Origin of the sequence: Janthinobacterium sp. NKUCC06_STL (assembly GCF_019345455.1) — a bacterium.
Classification (GTDB): Bacteria; Pseudomonadota; Gammaproteobacteria; order Burkholderiales; family Burkholderiaceae_D; genus Janthinobacterium; species Janthinobacterium rivuli.
Genome location: NZ_JAHKQY010000015.1, coordinates 26,301 through 40,342, shown reverse-complemented (window position 1 = coordinate 40,342; position 14,042 = coordinate 26,301). Strand labels below are relative to the sequence as shown.

General features: G+C 65.6%; 12 protein-coding genes. 11 read left to right on the top strand and 1 reads right to left on the bottom strand.

The annotated features are described in order from the left end of the window. The first annotated feature begins 5 nt into the window (after positions 1-5). Entirely contained in the window at positions 6-2,018 is a 2,013-nt protein-coding gene (locus KO539_RS28490; protein WP_219313586.1) for a WG repeat-containing protein, read from the top strand. A gap of 21 nt (positions 2,019-2,039) precedes the next feature. Further along, complete coding sequence (locus KO539_RS28485; protein ID WP_219313584.1) at positions 2,040-2,354, top strand: hypothetical protein; 315 nt, start codon at positions 2,040-2,042, stop codon at positions 2,352-2,354. A gap of 7 nt (positions 2,355-2,361) precedes the next feature. On the opposite strand, the gene KO539_RS28480 is transcribed toward KO539_RS28485, so the two are convergent. Beyond that, positions 2,362-3,738, bottom strand: coding sequence for a YihY family inner membrane protein (locus tag KO539_RS28480; protein ID WP_099403191.1), 1,377 nt, complete (start codon positions 3,736-3,738; stop codon positions 2,362-2,364). Between the two features lie 67 nt (positions 3,739-3,805). On the opposite strand from KO539_RS28480, the gene wrbA reads away from it, so the two are divergent. The 9 genes from wrbA to KO539_RS28435 are packed head-to-tail and all read left to right on the top strand — an operon-like array spanning position 3,806 to position 14,016. Then, positions 3,806-4,414, top strand: coding sequence for an NAD(P)H:quinone oxidoreductase (gene wrbA, locus KO539_RS28475; RefSeq protein WP_152281303.1), 609 nt, complete (start codon positions 3,806-3,808; stop codon positions 4,412-4,414). Next, positions 4,414-4,824: a DUF2069 domain-containing protein gene (locus tag KO539_RS28470; RefSeq protein WP_374106501.1), complete on the top strand. Its 411-nt coding sequence runs from the start codon at positions 4,414-4,416 to the stop codon at positions 4,822-4,824. Before wrbA ends, KO539_RS28470 begins: the two co-directional genes overlap by 1 nt. Beyond that, a complete protein-coding gene (locus KO539_RS28465) occupies positions 4,821-6,236 on the top strand; it encodes an FAD-binding oxidoreductase (RefSeq protein ID WP_219313580.1) in 1,416 nt (471 codons plus the stop codon). The genes KO539_RS28470 and KO539_RS28465 overlap by 4 nt, the downstream gene beginning before the upstream one ends. Next, positions 6,233-6,661 carry a DUF4124 domain-containing protein gene (locus tag KO539_RS28460; protein WP_219313578.1) on the top strand — a complete coding sequence of 143 codons (429 nt, stop codon included), beginning with the start codon at positions 6,233-6,235 and terminating at the stop codon, positions 6,659-6,661. The genes KO539_RS28465 and KO539_RS28460 overlap by 4 nt, the downstream gene beginning before the upstream one ends. Further along, positions 6,649-9,240, top strand: coding sequence for an FtsX-like permease family protein (locus tag KO539_RS28455; protein WP_219313576.1), 2,592 nt, complete (start codon positions 6,649-6,651; stop codon positions 9,238-9,240). The genes KO539_RS28460 and KO539_RS28455 overlap by 13 nt, the downstream gene beginning before the upstream one ends. Further along, entirely contained in the window at positions 9,240-10,316 is a 1,077-nt protein-coding gene (locus tag KO539_RS28450) for a carotenoid 1,2-hydratase (protein WP_219313574.1), read from the top strand. The genes KO539_RS28455 and KO539_RS28450 overlap by 1 nt, the downstream gene beginning before the upstream one ends. Before the next feature lie 50 nt (positions 10,317-10,366). Further along, positions 10,367-12,229: an ABC transporter transmembrane domain-containing protein gene (locus KO539_RS28445; protein ID WP_219313572.1), complete on the top strand. Its 1,863-nt coding sequence runs from the start codon at positions 10,367-10,369 to the stop codon at positions 12,227-12,229. 11 nt (positions 12,230-12,240) lie between these two features. Continuing rightward, entirely contained in the window at positions 12,241-12,915 is a 675-nt protein-coding gene (gene leuE / locus KO539_RS28440) for a leucine efflux protein LeuE (protein ID WP_219313571.1), read from the top strand. A 9-nt stretch (positions 12,916-12,924) separates the two neighbouring features. After that, on the top strand, positions 12,925-14,016 hold the full coding sequence (locus KO539_RS28435) for a beta-eliminating lyase-related protein (RefSeq protein WP_219313569.1): 1,092 nt from the start codon (positions 12,925-12,927) through the stop codon (positions 14,014-14,016). The last annotated feature ends 26 nt before the right edge of the window (positions 14,017-14,042 follow it).

Below are 14,042 nucleotides of genomic sequence, written 5' to 3'. Positions count from 1 at the left end.
TATCAATGATCAATACCGCAGCCCTGTTCAGCACCGCCTTTTTGCCCGGCCAAGCCGGCTTCGACACCGAGACGATCACGGGCCTGGCCGAGTGGCGGCTGGACACGCCGATGCTGTTCAAGCTACTCATCGGCGCCGGCACGCAGACCACCGCCTGGCCCATCTACGGCGATGGCGAGGACTGCCCCTGCGTGCTGGCCGCGCCGATGGCGCAGGCGCAGGCCAGCTGGCAAGCCTTGTCCGCGCTGATGGACAAGCCGCGCGACGCGGCCGCCATCGTCGCGCGCGGCGCCATCAGCGCCTTGCTGGCGGGCGGCCAGCCATGGCTGATCCTCGATGGCGCACAACTGATCCCGCACGATATCGGCACGCCCGACTACGCGGCCGGGCTCGACGCGCTGCGCGCCGAGGCGCAAGCCTTGCTCTCTGCCTTGCTGCGCGGCGACCGGGAAGCGCTGGCGCCGTTGCTGGCCATCGGCGCCGCGTCGCCTGCCACCGGCTACTGGTCGGCCACGGCCAGCGCGCAGCTGGCCAATGTCGAGGAACTCGGCACGGACGAACTGCCTTTCCTGCAAGGCCTGGAAGTGGTGGGCTGGGAAGAAGACGCGCTGTGCTATGAAGTGAGCACTGCCGGCGAACCGGACGTCACCGGCCTGGTCACGCCGTATGGCCGCTGGATCGTGCCGCTGTCGCAGCGCTATGTGGACCTGGGCGTTTACTATGCGGACGATGGCTGGATCACCTTTGCCACGGCGGAAGCGCCCGACGCGCACGGCGTCATGGACTTGAACGGCACGCTGGTGCTGCCGCCCGCCCCCGGTGCCCTGTACGTGATCAGCCCCCACCTGCTACAGCAAATCGATCCGGACGGCGCCAGCCGCTTGCTGCGCCTGCCCGACGGCGCGCTGCTCATCGACAGGGTGGATAACATATGCCTGCGCAACGATGGCTTGATCGACATCGAGCGCCAGACAGACCAGACTGACGATGACAAAAAACGCAATGTGTATGGCGTGGTCGACAAGATGGGCAAGGTCGTGGTGCCGCCAGCCTACAGCTCCGTGCAGGATATCGGCACGAAGAAAAAAATCGCCATCGTCAGCCAGCGCATCGCCGGGCGCTTCCTGTTTGGCCTCGTCAATAGCCAGGGCGAGCTGCTGGCGCCATGCCAGTACGAGGCCATCGACTGCGCCACCACCTCGTCGCCGCCCAAATTGCGCAAGAACCTGATCTTCGCCATCGACGCGCAAGGCCTCGCGTGCATGCTGACCCTGGATGGAAAACAGGCTTTCACGCCCCTGTATCCACCCGCCCACCATTTGCGTGGCGTCGCCGTGCAAAGCGACTTTTTATACGTCGTCAAGGATGGCATGGCCTGGAGCATGGATTTCACGGGCCAGTTGCTGGAGCAGTTCGACACCGTGGAAAACTTCAAGGCGGCGATCACGGCCCAGTTGAGCGAGTCTATCGGCTTGAGCAAGAAAAATCCCGAGAAAAAGCCCCCCAAGCGCCGCAGCTTCACGCCCGCGCAAATCCTGGCCAAGGCCGACCGCGAGCAATTGCGCGCCATCGCCGCCCTGCTCTTGCAAGGCGATGCGGAACTGGCCGCGCGCTGCGTGGACATCACGCTCGAAGAACTGGCGCAGGACGACCCGGAAGAAGAATACGAAGGCGATACGCCCGAGGCGGCCTGCTTCTTCCTGCTCTGGTCCACGGCTGCCGATGTGCTGGGTCACGGCGCCACGCTGGACTGGAAATCGGTCGATGAAGTGCCGCGCATCGCCCAGCATATCGGCCTGCCCGCGCTGCAGGACTTCCGCTGGGCGCAGCGCGAGGATGGCGACGCGATGGCCGACGGCCTGGCCGCCATTGCCGCCCACCTGGCGCCGCATCAGCTGCGCCTGGTCAACCTGCACGGCGACGAGGACACCTATTATCTGGGCGTGGTGCGCGCGCAGGATGCGGCCGCGTTCCAGGCGGTGGCGCTGCAGGCGGCCTTGCGGCCCGTGCTGCTGTGATTTTTGCAAGACAAGGAATCCATGCACGCAAAAAAATTCATCGATGATGTCGTCGCATCCAATGCGTCGCTGCTGGCGCTATATGCGCAGGGATGCGAGGGGCAGACCCGGCTTGGCGCCCTGCTCGACGAACTGGCACTGGCCGATGGCCAGCGCGAGCAAGTCCTGGCCCTGATCAAGCTGGCGATCGATGACGCCACATACCAGCTGGTGTGCGGCATCGAGGGCAGCGCCTCGCTCGGCGACAGCCAGCAGGATTACACCCTGCTCGACGAAGAGGGCAATACGCTGACGGGCGCGCTCGATGTCCTGCTGTACGAGCGGCTCAACCCCTGATTGCCCATCAGGCGCAGCGCACGTCCCCAAAATGCTGGGCCAAAGTCAGGCCCAGTCCCTGCTCCACGGCGTTTTCCACCTGCGCCGCCAGCGCGGCCGCTTCTTCGGCCGCCTTGATGTCGCGCTCATTCGTGGAACCGGCCGGGTAACCGGAGTTCACGCGCATGCCGCCGAAGACAAACAGGCGGTAGACGTCGGCCAGGCTGATACGGTTGACGTTGCCCAGCAAGACCCAGTGGTCGGAACTGTCGGCCACGCGCTTGCCCCACTGCACCCGCACGGCGCCATCCACGTTGACTCGTCCTACCCAGCCCTGCTGCACCATCTTGTCGAGCAGGGTTTCCATCTCTTCGAAGCCCAGGCGCGTGCTGCGGCGAATTTCCGCCGCGCCCACCAGGGCCGAATCGGCGCAGTGACAAGCCTGGTGCAGCACTTTCAGGATAGCGACGGCGTCGACGAATTCGCTGCCCGGCGCCGCCTCGTACCACCAGCGTTCATATTTCACGACGGGCAAGGCGGCCACCAGCAAGGCGCCCACCAGGGTGATCATCCAGCTCAGGTAAATCCACACGAGGAACAGCGGCAAGGCGGCCAGTGCGCCGTAGATGCGCGAATACGTGGGGAATTCCTGGATGAATTCGCCGAAGCCGCGCTTGGCCACCTCGAACGCCAGCGCCGCCAGCAAGCCGCCCCAGGCCGCGTCCCGCCAGTCCACGTCGCGGTTCGGCACGGCGATGTACAGCAGGGTAAACGCCAGCATGGTCAGGCCGATCGACACCAGGGTATAAAACACGGCGCCGATGAAAGGCACGGCGCCCACCACGCCGCTGGTGGCCATGAAGAGGCGCGACGTCACCGTCAGCGACACGCCCACCAGCAGCGGTCCCAGGGTGACGATGGCCCAGTAAACCAGCAGACGCTTGGTCCAGCGGCGCTCCTGGCGCACTCTCCAGATGCGGTTGAAGACACGTTCGATCAAGCCCATCATGCCCACCGACGTGACGATCAGGGCGCCCGCGCCGATGGCCGACAAGCGCGTGGCCTTCGATGCGAACGTGGTCAGATAATCGAGGATGGTGTTCGATATGCCCTTGGGCATGACGCTTTGCACGAAATAGTCTTCCAGCGCGTGGCGGAAGGTATTGAATAGAGGGAAAGTGGTGAAGATCGCCAGGGCCAGGGTCAGCAACGGCACCAGCGCGAACACGGTGGCGAACGTCAGGCTGCCGGCCACTTGCGGCAGGCTTTCCTCGCGCACGCGGCGGCGCGCGAATTGCAGCAGGTCGCGCGTTTCGGACCACGTCAGGCCACGCACAATGTCGGCACCGATGTGCAGGGTGCGCCACAGGTATTGAAAGAACGGGATTATATATTTTGAAAACATGTGCAAAATCAGAACGGCGCCATGACAGCAGTCGTATCAGGCTGTAAAGCGCCCTATAATACCAATGATGAAGCCAACCAATCTGATTATTCTCGTATTGTTTTATTCACGCCATGGCGCCACGCGCCAGTTGGCCGAGCTGATAGCCCAGGGAGTGGAAAGCGTGCCTGGATGCGATGCGCGCCTGCGCACCGTGCCCGCCGTCTCCACCGTGGCCGAGGCGACGGCGCCGGAAGTGCCGCCCGATGGCGCGCCTTATGTGGAACTGGAAGACTTGCAGGAGTGCGCGGGCCTGGCCCTGGGCTCGCCCACGCGCTTCGGCAACATGGCTGCCGCCATGAAGTACTTCTGGGATGGCACGGCCAGCGACTGGCTGGCCGGCAGCCTGTCCGGCAAGCCCGCCTGTGTGTTCACGTCCACTGGCAGCCTGCATGGCGGCCAGGAATCGACCCTGCTGTCGATGATGATTCCCCTCTTCCACCACGGCATGCTGGTCATGGGCCTGCCCTACACGCATCCCGAACTGATGACGACGTCCACGGGCGGCTCGCCGTATGGCGCCACGCACTGGTCGGGAATCGATGGCGACAAGGCCCTGAGCGACGATGAAAAGCGCCTGGCCATCGCCCTGGGCCGGCGCCTGGCGGAAAACGCCGCGAAATTGGCAGGCGCATGATGCACGGCGTACTGCACAAGTATTTTCACTGGGGCGCCATCGCCAGCCTCGTCACCCTGATCATCTGGTGCGTGCTGTGGGAAACCGTGATCGCGCCGCTGCAGCCGGGCGGCTCCTGGGTCGTCCTGAAGGCCGCACCCCTGCTCATCCCACTGTACGGCGTCATCAAGCGCGACGTCTATACCCTGCAATGGTCGTCGATGGTGATCCTGCTGTATTTTACGGAAGGCGTGGTGCGCGGCTACAGCGACACGAACCCCACCTCGGCCCTGATGGCCTGGGGCGAAGCGGCCATCGTCTGCGTCTATTTTGTCTGCGCCGTGCTGTATCTGCGTCCTTACAAAAAGGCCGCCAAGCGCATGGCCAAAGAGCTGCTGGAAAAAGTGAATAAAGTGAGTATCAAGAAATGACTGAAAAAGCCGATTTTCTCGCCGCCTGCCGCGACCTGCTGGGCGAAGCCTACGTACTCACCAACGACGCCGACACAGCGCCCTTCCTCACCGACTGGCGCGACCGGTTTACCGGCAAGGCCCTGGCCGTGCTGCGCCCCGCCACGGTGGAACAGGTGGCAGGCGTGCTGCGCGCCTGCGCGCAATGGCAAGTCCCCGTCGTGCCGCAAGGCGGCAACACGGGCCTGGTCCTGGGCAGCATCCCGGATGCGGCCGGCACGGCCATCGTGCTGTCGCTGGCGCGTTTGAACAGCATCCGCGCGCTCGATCCCGTCAACCGCACCATCACGGTGGACGCGGGCTGCATTTTGCAAACCATCCAGGAAGCGGCCAGCGCCGCCGGCTGCCTGTTCCCCTTGTCGCTGGCGGCCGAGGGCAGCTGCACCATCGGCGGCAACCTGGCCACCAACGCGGGCGGCACGGCCGTGCTGCGTTACGGCAACACGCGCGAGCTGTGCCTGGGCCTGGAAGTGGTCACGCCGCAAGGCGAAATCTGGAGCGGCTTGCGCGGCCTGCGCAAGGATAATACGGGCTACGATTTGCGCGACCTGTACATCGGCGCCGAAGGCACCCTGGGCGTCATCACGGGCGCGGTGATGAAGTTGTACCCGCAGCCGAAAGCGTGCATCACGGCGCTGGCCGCCATGCCTACGCCCGCCCACGCCCTGCGTTTATTAAGCCTGATGCAGGACCATTGCGGCGCCAGCCTGACGGGTTTTGAACTGATGTCGCAATACTGTTTGCAACTGGTGGCGGAACAGTTCCCGCAACTGCCGCGGCCTTTCGCCGAGCCGCATGGCCAATATGTGCTGCTCGAATTGTCCAGCAGCCAGTCCGAGGCGCACGCCGTCGAATTGCTGGAAGCGAGCATCGGCGCGGCCCTGGAAGACGAGTTGATAGCCGACGCCGTCGTCGCCAGTTCCGTGGCGCAGTCCGAGGGACTATGGCAGCTGCGCGAACACATCCCGCTGGCGCAGGCGCAGGCGGGCAAGAACATCAAGCACGATATCTCGCTGCCGATTTCCTGCATCGCCGACTTCATCAGCGTCACGGATGCGGCCCTGGCAACGGCCTTCCCCGGCTGCCAGCTCGTGTGCTTCGGCCACCTGGGAGACGGCAACCTGCATTACAACGTGGCGCCGCCACTCGGCATGACGGACCGCGACTTCCTCGCCAACCAGGATGCCATCAACCGCATCGTGCATGACCAGGTCCATGGCTTTGGCGGCTCCATTTCGGCTGAACACGGCATCGGCGCCCTGAAAAAAGCGGATCTCGCCCGCTACAAGTCGCCGCTGGAACTGCAGCTGATGCGCGCTGTCAAACAGGCGCTGGACCCGCAGAACATCATGAATCCGGGGAAGATATTGTGAGATCGCCGTCCCTCCTGCTCTGCGCCATGGCCTTGCTGGCCGGCTCCGCCAGTGCGCAGGACGTCTACAAATGCGTGCAGGATGGCCACACCAGCTATAGCGCCACGCCCTGCACGGCCGGCCAGCTGCAAATCCTGGAAATCCCCTCGCCGCCGCCGGCCGTCGACAAGGGCGCGGCCACGCGCCAGGAACGGGTGGCGAGCCAGCTGGAAGCGGCGCGCAAGAAACAGGAAAAACTGGAAGACCAGGCGCGCGAGCGGGCCGCCAAGCAGAAGGAAACGCGCGACAAGCACTGCGCCCAGCTGCGCCTGGAACAGAAATGGGCGGCGCAGGACGCCGTCGGCGCAGGCGACAAAAACCGCGACGCGGCCCAATTGAAAGCGCGGCGCGCCGGCGAACGCCTGGCCGTCGAATGCTTGAATTGAGTGCGCCGGCAGCAAATCCCGCGGGCACGCGCCTGCTGTCGCGCTGGCTGCTGCTGGGCGAGTGGCGCGCGCATCCCGTGCGCGCCTTCGTCGCCATCCTCGCCATCGCCATCGGCGTGTCGCTGGGCTTTGCCATCCACCTGATCAACGCGGCCGCCTTCAATGAATTTTCCACGGCCGTCAAAAGCCTGTCCGGCCAGGCCGACGTGCAGGTGGCCGGGCGCGAAACGCTGTTCGACGAAAGCATCTACCCGCAGCTGGCGCAGCGCGACGGCGTGGCCGTGGCCTCGCCCGTGCTGGAACTGCAAGCCGGCGTGGCCGGCAAGAGGGACAGCGGCCCGCTGCACATCCTGGCGCTCGACGTCTTTCGCGCCGGCTTCATCTCGCCCGACCTGATCGGCGCACCCGCCGAAGGCCAGCCTTTCGACACCCTGGCCGACGACGCCGTCTTTCTGTCGCCCGCCGCCTTGCACTGGCTGGCTGTCGCCGAAGGCGGCCAGGTGGCCCTGCAATCGGGCACGGGCACGGTAGCGCTGCGCGTGGCCGGTTCGCTGCAGCGGGCGCGCGCCGGCCAGCGCATCGCCGTGATGGATATCGGCGCGGCGCAATGGCGCTTCAACAAGCTGGGCAAGCTGTCGCGCATCGACTTGAAACTGCGCCAGGGCGTGAACCGCGACGCCTTCCAGGCCGATCTCGCGCGCGCACTGGAAGCGCAGTATCCGGGGCGTTTCCAGGTGGCCCAGCCCAACGACGAAAACCAGAATAGCCGCAACAATAACCTGAGCCGCGCCTACCGGGTCAACCTGACGGTGCTGGCCCTCGTCGCCCTGTTTACGGGCGCCTTTTTGGTCTTTTCCACGCAGGCGCTGTCCGTCATCCGACGCCGCGGCCAGTTCGCGCTGCTGCGCGTGCTGGGCATGGAGCGGGGCCAGTTGCTGCGCCAAGTGCTGCTCGAAGGCGCCAGCCTCGGTATCGTCGGCGCGGCGCTGGGCATCGCTGGCGGTTACGCCATGGCCGCCGTGGCCCTGCGCTTCTTCGGCGGCGACCTGGGCGCCGGCTATTTCGCGGGCGTGCAGCCGCAGGTGCAGTTCACGCCCGTCGCCGCCTTCGTGTATTTCGCCCTGGGCCTCGGCGTCGCCTTGCTGGGCTGCGCCGCGCCCGCGCTGGAAGCGGCCCGCGCGGCCCCCGCCATCGCCCTGAAATCGGGCAGCGAAGAAGTCGTGACGACGCGCCTGGCGAAAACCTGGCCGGCGCTGGCTTGTTTGCTGCTGGCCGGCGCCTTGACGTTCCTGCCGCCCGTGTTCGAACTGCCGCTGTTCGGCTATCTGTCCATCGCGCTGCTGCTGATCGGCGCCATCGCCCTGATGCCGCAGCTGGCCGCCGTCGTCTTCCGCTTCCTGCAGCGCGCCTGGCTGCGCACGGAAACGAGCAAACATGCGCCCGTGCGCAGCCTGACCCTGGCCCGCCTGGCGAATGCCTCGGGCCAGGCCGGCATCGCCCTCGGCGGCGTGCTGTCGAGCTTTAGCCTGATGGTGGCAATGGCCATCATGGTGTCGAGTTTCCGCGTCTCCGTCGACGACTGGCTGCTGCAGATCTTGCCGGCCGACGTGTATGCGCGCACGGCCGCCAGCGGCGGCACGGCAGGCTTGAACCCGCGCGAACAGGCCAGCATCACCGCCCTGCCCGAGGTGGCCAGGGTGGATTTCCAGCGCGTGCGCTCGCTGTCGCTGGCGCCCGACCGTCCCAACGTGGCGCTGCTGGCGCGTCCCATCAATTTGCCAGACCCGGGCAAGAGCATGGTGCTGGTGGGTGACACGCTGCCCGTGCCGGCAGGCAGCCGGCCCGTGTGGCTGTCCGAGGCGGCGGCCGACCTGTACAACGTCAAACCGGGCCAGCAGATCGCCCTGCCGCTGGCGGGCGGCTTGCACCAGTTCTTTGTTGCCGGCATCTGGCGCGATTACGCGCGCTCGTCCGGCGCCATCCAGATGCCGCTGGACGATTACCGCGCGCTGACTGGCGACAATGACGTGAGCGACGCGGCCCTGTGGCTGGCCAAGGACGCCACGGGTGACGAACTGCAAACACGTTTGAAGGCCTTGCCCTTCGGCGCCAGCCTGGAAGTGTCGAACCCCTCGGCCATCCGCGCCCTGAGCCTGCAGATTTTCGACCGCAGCTTCGCCGTCACGTATTTATTGGAAGCCATCGCCATCGTCATCGGCCTGTTCGGCGTGGCCGCCACGTTCTCGGCGCAAACCCTGGCGCGCGCGCGCGAATTCGGCATGCTGCGCCACGTGGGCGTGACACGCGGGCAGATCTTGTCCATCCTGGCGATCGAAGGCGGCGCGCTGACGGCGCTGGGCATCGCCACCGGCTTTGTCCTGGGACTGTTGATCAGCTTTGTGCTGGTCTTCATCGTCAACCCGCAATCGTTCCACTGGACCATGCAGCTGCACCTGCCATGGCCATTGATCGCCACCGTGGCCGGCGCCCTGCTGACGGCAGCCGCCGCCACGGCACTGATCGCGGGCAGGCAAGCCCTGTCCGCTGGCCCCATCCGCGCCGTCAGGGAGGACTGGTAATGCGCCGTGTTTTCATGTTGATATTGACGCTGGCCTTGCCTGCCCTGGCCGCGCCGCCCGCCTTCGCCCCCGTCACGCCGCTGCCGGCCGGCCAGACCCTGCGCCTGCCGCACGACTTCGGCGCCCATCCCGCCTATAAAACGGAATGGTGGTACGCCACGGGCTGGGTCAAAACCGCAGGCGGCGAGCAACTGGGCTACCAGGTGACCTTCTTTCGCAGCGCCACGGCTACCGATACGCTGAACCCCAGCGCGTTCGCGCCGAAACAGCTGATCATCGGCCATGCGGCCCTGTCCGATCCGAAGGTGGGCAAGCTGCTGCACGACGAGAAAAGCGCGCGCGAGGGCTTCGGCCTGGCTTACGCCAAGGTGGGCGACACGGACGTCAAACTCGACGACTGGCGCATGCAGCGGCACAAGGACGGCAGCTACCGGGTCAGCCTGGCCGCGCGCGAATTCAACTTGCAGCTGACCCTCGCGCCCACCCAGCCCGTGCTGCTGCAGGGCCAAGGCGGCTATTCGCGCAAGGGCGCGCGGCCCACGCAATCGAGCTACTACTACAGCGAACCGCAGCTGCGAACCACGGGTACGATCGCGCGCGCGGGCGGCAAGGCCGAAGCCGTGACGGGCACCACCTGGCTCGATCACGAGTGGTCCAGCCAGGTGCTCGATGCGGACGCCAGTGGCTGGAACTGGATAGGCGCCAACCTCGATGACGGCGGCGCCCTGATGGCCTTCCAGATCCGCAGCAAGACAGGTGCTAAACTATGGGCGCACGCGACATGGCGCGATGCCTCCGGCAAGATGACGCAGTTCGCGCCCGGCGACGTCGATTTCACGCCCACGCAGCTGTGGCGCTCACCCCGCACCCAGGCCGAATACCCGGTCGCCACGGAGATCCGCACGGGCCCCACGCGCTGGCAGATCAAGCCGCTGCAGCCGGACCAGGAGCTTGATTCGCGCCGTTCGACGGGGGCCGTGTACTGGGAAGGCGCCGTGACCGTGGAGCGCGACGGCCAGCCCGTGGGCCGCGCCTACCTGGAAATGACGGGCTACGTGCAGCCGATGAAGTTATAAGCAATTATAAATATGCGATACCAGATACAGTAAAGACTAAGCGAAAAACAATGACAACCAGCACAGAAACAGGCAGCACCAGTACAACAACCGCCACAAGCACCGCAGCAACTCCCGACACCGGCACCAGCCGCGAGCTGAAAAAAGGCAGCCTGGCAGCCTTCAAGGGCTTGATGCCCTTTTTGACGCCGTACCGCAAGCAGTTCTTCCTGGCCGGTATCGCGCTGGTGGTGGCCGCCGCCTCAACCCTGGCCATTCCTGCCGCCTTCAAGCAGATGATCGACCTCGGCTTCGGTGGCGCGGCCGGTTCCAAGAGCATCCAGCACGTCGACCTGGTGTTCCTCGCCCTGTTCGGCGTCGCGTCCATCCTGGCGCTGGCCACGGCCGCGCGCTTTTACACGGTGTCGTGGCTGGGCGAGCGCGTCACAGCCGACATCCGCAGCGCCGTGTACCGCCACGTCGTCACGCAAAGTCCCGCCTTCTTTGAAACCACGCAGACGGGCGAAGTGCTGTCGCGCATCACCACCGACACGACCCTGATACAGGCCGTCGTCGGCACCAGCATCTCGATGGCGCTGCGCAATGTGCTGCTGTTCCTGGGCGGCCTGGTGATGCTGTTCGTCACCAGCGCCAAGCTGGCCGGCATCATCATCGGCCTCTTGATCCTGGTGGTAGTTCCCATCATCGTGTTTGGCCGCAAGGTGCGCAAGCTGTCGCGCGACTCGCAAGACCGCATCGCCGACGCGTCGGCCATGGCTGGTGAAATCTTCAACGCCATGCCCACCGTGCAGGCATTCACGCACGAGAAAATCGAATCGAAACGCTTCGGCGACTCCGTCGAAGGCGCTTTCATGACGGCCATGCGCCGCATCCGCGCCCGCGCCTTGCTGACCATGATCGCGATTTTGCTGGTCTTCGGCACCATCGTCTTCGTGCTGTGGCTGGGCGCGCGCGCCGTGCTGGAAGGCTCGATGACGGGCGGAGATCTGGGCCAGTTCATCCTGTACGCCTCCATCGTGGCTGGCGCCATCGGCGCCCTGTCCGAAGTGATGGGCGAAGCGCAGCGCGCCGCCGGCGCCACCGAACGCCTGCTGGAACTGATGGCCCTCAAATCGGACATCGAGTCGCCTGCCACACCGCTGCCGCTGCCCGCCCGCGCAGCAAACGGCGCCGCGCTGTCGCTCGACGACGTCCTGTTCTCATATCCATCACGCCCAGATACCGCGGCGCTCGATCACGTCAGCCTCGACATCCGCGCCGGCGAAACGGTGGCCGTCGTCGGTGCGTCGGGCGCCGGCAAGACCACCCTGTTCCAGCTGTTCCTGCGTTTTTATGACCCGCAAAGCGGCAGCATCCGCCTCGACGGCGTGGATATCAAACAGCTCGACCTGCACACCCTGCGCGACGCCATCGGCATCGTGCCGCAAGATACCGTGATCTTCTCGGCCGACGCCATGGAGAACATCCGCTACGGCCGCGCCGGCGCCAGCGACGAGGAAGTCATCGCGGCCGCGAAAATGGCGGCCGCCCACGAATTCATCGAGCGCCTGCCGAACGGTTACAAATCCTTCCTCGGCGAACGTGGCGTGCGTTTGTCCGGCGGCCAGCGCCAGCGCATCGCCATCGCCCGCGCCCTGCTGAAAAACCCGCCGCTGCTGCTGCTCGATGAAGCGACGAGCGCGCTGGACGCGGAATCGGAACGCCTGGTGCAAAAAGCGCTGGAAGCGGCCATGGTGGGCCGCACCACCGTCATCATCGCGCACCGCCTTGCCACCGTGCAGCGGGCCGACCGCATCATCGTCATGGAAGACGGCAAGATCGTCGAGATGGGCACGCATGCGTCGCTCGTCGCAATGAAAGGTATTTACGCCAACCTGGCGGCCCTGCAATTCCATCACGCACAAATCAATTAAACAGAACCATCATGAACGCACTTTTCCACGCCAACCTGGGCATCACCGATTTCTGGACCTTTTTATTGGGGACCATCTTCATCGTCATCCTGCCCGGCCCCAATTCCATGTACGTGCTGTCGGTCGCCGCGCAGCGCGGCGTGCGGCCCGCCTACCAGGGCGCCTTCGGCATCTTCGCCGGCGACCTGATTCTGATGGTGCTGTCGGCCTGCGGCGTAGCCTCGCTGCTGAAAGCCAGCCCGGCCCTGTTCTACGTGGTGAAATACATCGGCGCGGCCTACCTGGGCTGGATCGGCCTGCAAATGCTGATAGGCTGCTGGCGCAAGCTGCGCGCGCCCACGCCGGCCGATGGTGAAGCGCCTGTCGCGCCAGCGCCTGTCAAGGAAAGCGATCCATTCCGCAAGGCGCTGATCATCAGCCTGATGAACCCGAAAGCCATCCTGTTCTTCATCTCGTTTTTCATCCAGTTCGTCGACCCGGCCTTCCCGAACCCGGTGCTGTCCTTCGTCGGCCTGGGCCTGATTTGCCAGGTGATCAGTTTTACCTATCTGACGGCCATCATCTTTGTCGGCGCGCGCCTGGCCGACACCTTTCGCCGCCGTCGCCGCCTGTCGGCCGGCATGGGCGGCGGCGTGGGCGCCATGTTCATCGGCTTCGGCGCGAAACTCGCCACGGCCACCCTGTAAGGAATGACCGTGACCGAGTTCGAACTGCGCCAACGCTGCCACACCGTCCTGCCGGGCCACCGCCAACCGACGCCTGCGGCCACCTTTGCCGCCATGGCCGCCTGGTGCGAGGCCAACGACATCGCGCACGACACCTATGGCGAAGGCGCGCTGATCGAACAGTTCGAGCACAAGATCGCCGGCCTGCTCGGCTTCGAGGCGGCCGTGTTCTGCATCACGGGCACCATGACGCAGGTCACCGCCCTGCGCCTGGCGTGCCAGGACCGCGGTTCGCGCCTGGTGGCGCTGCATCCGACTTCGCACATCCTGCGCCACGAACGGGGCAACCACGAATTGCTCGACCACTTCAAGGGTTTGATGCTCGGCGACCCGCACCGTCCGTGGACGGCGGACGATTTGCGCGCCGTGCCCGATGCGCTGGGCGCCGCGCAATTGGAGTTGCCGATGCGCGAAATCGGCGGCCAGTGCCCGTCGTGGGACGAATTGAACGACATCAAGCGGCACTGCCGCGAGCACAACATCCATCTGCACATGGATGGCGCGCGCCTGTGGGAAGCGCAAGCGGGTTTCCAGCAGTCCCTGCCCGCCATCTGCGATGGTTTTGATTCCGTGTACGTGTCGCTGTACAAGGGCATCGGCGGCCTCGGTGGCGCCATGCTGGCCGGCAGGCGCCCCTTTGTCGAACGGGCGCGCGAGTGGTTCCGCCGCCAGGGCGGCAATATCGTGCACCGCACGCCCTACGTGGTGGCCGCCGCCATGCAGTTCGACGCGCGCCTGGCCGCCATGCCCCGTTATTTTGCGCGCACGCAGTGGCTGTACGCGCTGCTGCGCGATTTTCCATCGATAGCCGTCAATCCCGCCCAGCCGCAGGCCAACATGCTGCACCTGTATTTGCCCGTCTCGCGCGAGCGGGCCATTGCCATCCGCAACCAGGTGGCCGCCGACCACGGCATCTGGCTGTTCGGCCGCGCCAGCCACGCGGCGCTGCCCGGGCACAGCGTGGTGGAATGGTATGTGGGAGATAACTTGCTGGAACTGCCCGACGACAGCGTGCGGCTGGCCTTGACCTTGCTGGATCAGGCCATGCGCATCAAAGCCTGAGCGTAGGTCGGGTTAGCGCGCAGCGC

What these genes read in the sequence shown, in the direction of transcription:
- KO539_RS28455 (WP_219313576.1), top strand. Translation starts at nt 6,649, where the DNA reads ATGCTTGAATTGAGTGCGCCGGCAGCAAATCCCGCGGGCACGCGCCTG.
- KO539_RS28445 (WP_219313572.1), top strand. Translation starts at nt 10,367, where the DNA reads ATGACAACCAGCACAGAAACAGGCAGCACCAGTACAACAACCGCCACA.
- KO539_RS28490 (WP_219313586.1), top strand. Translation starts at nt 6, where the DNA reads ATGATCAATACCGCAGCCCTGTTCAGCACCGCCTTTTTGCCCGGCCAA.
- KO539_RS28485 (WP_219313584.1), top strand. Translation starts at nt 2,040, where the DNA reads ATGCACGCAAAAAAATTCATCGATGATGTCGTCGCATCCAATGCGTCG.
- KO539_RS28480 (WP_099403191.1), bottom strand. Translation starts at nt 3,738, where the DNA reads ATGTTTTCAAAATATATAATCCCGTTCTTTCAATACCTGTGGCGCACC.
- leuE (WP_219313571.1), top strand. Translation starts at nt 12,241, where the DNA reads ATGAACGCACTTTTCCACGCCAACCTGGGCATCACCGATTTCTGGACC.
- KO539_RS28470 (WP_374106501.1), top strand. Translation starts at nt 4,414, where the DNA reads ATGCACGGCGTACTGCACAAGTATTTTCACTGGGGCGCCATCGCCAGC.
- KO539_RS28450 (WP_219313574.1), top strand. Translation starts at nt 9,240, where the DNA reads ATGCGCCGTGTTTTCATGTTGATATTGACGCTGGCCTTGCCTGCCCTG.
- wrbA (WP_152281303.1), top strand. Translation starts at nt 3,806, where the DNA reads ATGAAGCCAACCAATCTGATTATTCTCGTATTGTTTTATTCACGCCAT.
- KO539_RS28465 (WP_219313580.1), top strand. Translation starts at nt 4,821, where the DNA reads ATGACTGAAAAAGCCGATTTTCTCGCCGCCTGCCGCGACCTGCTGGGC.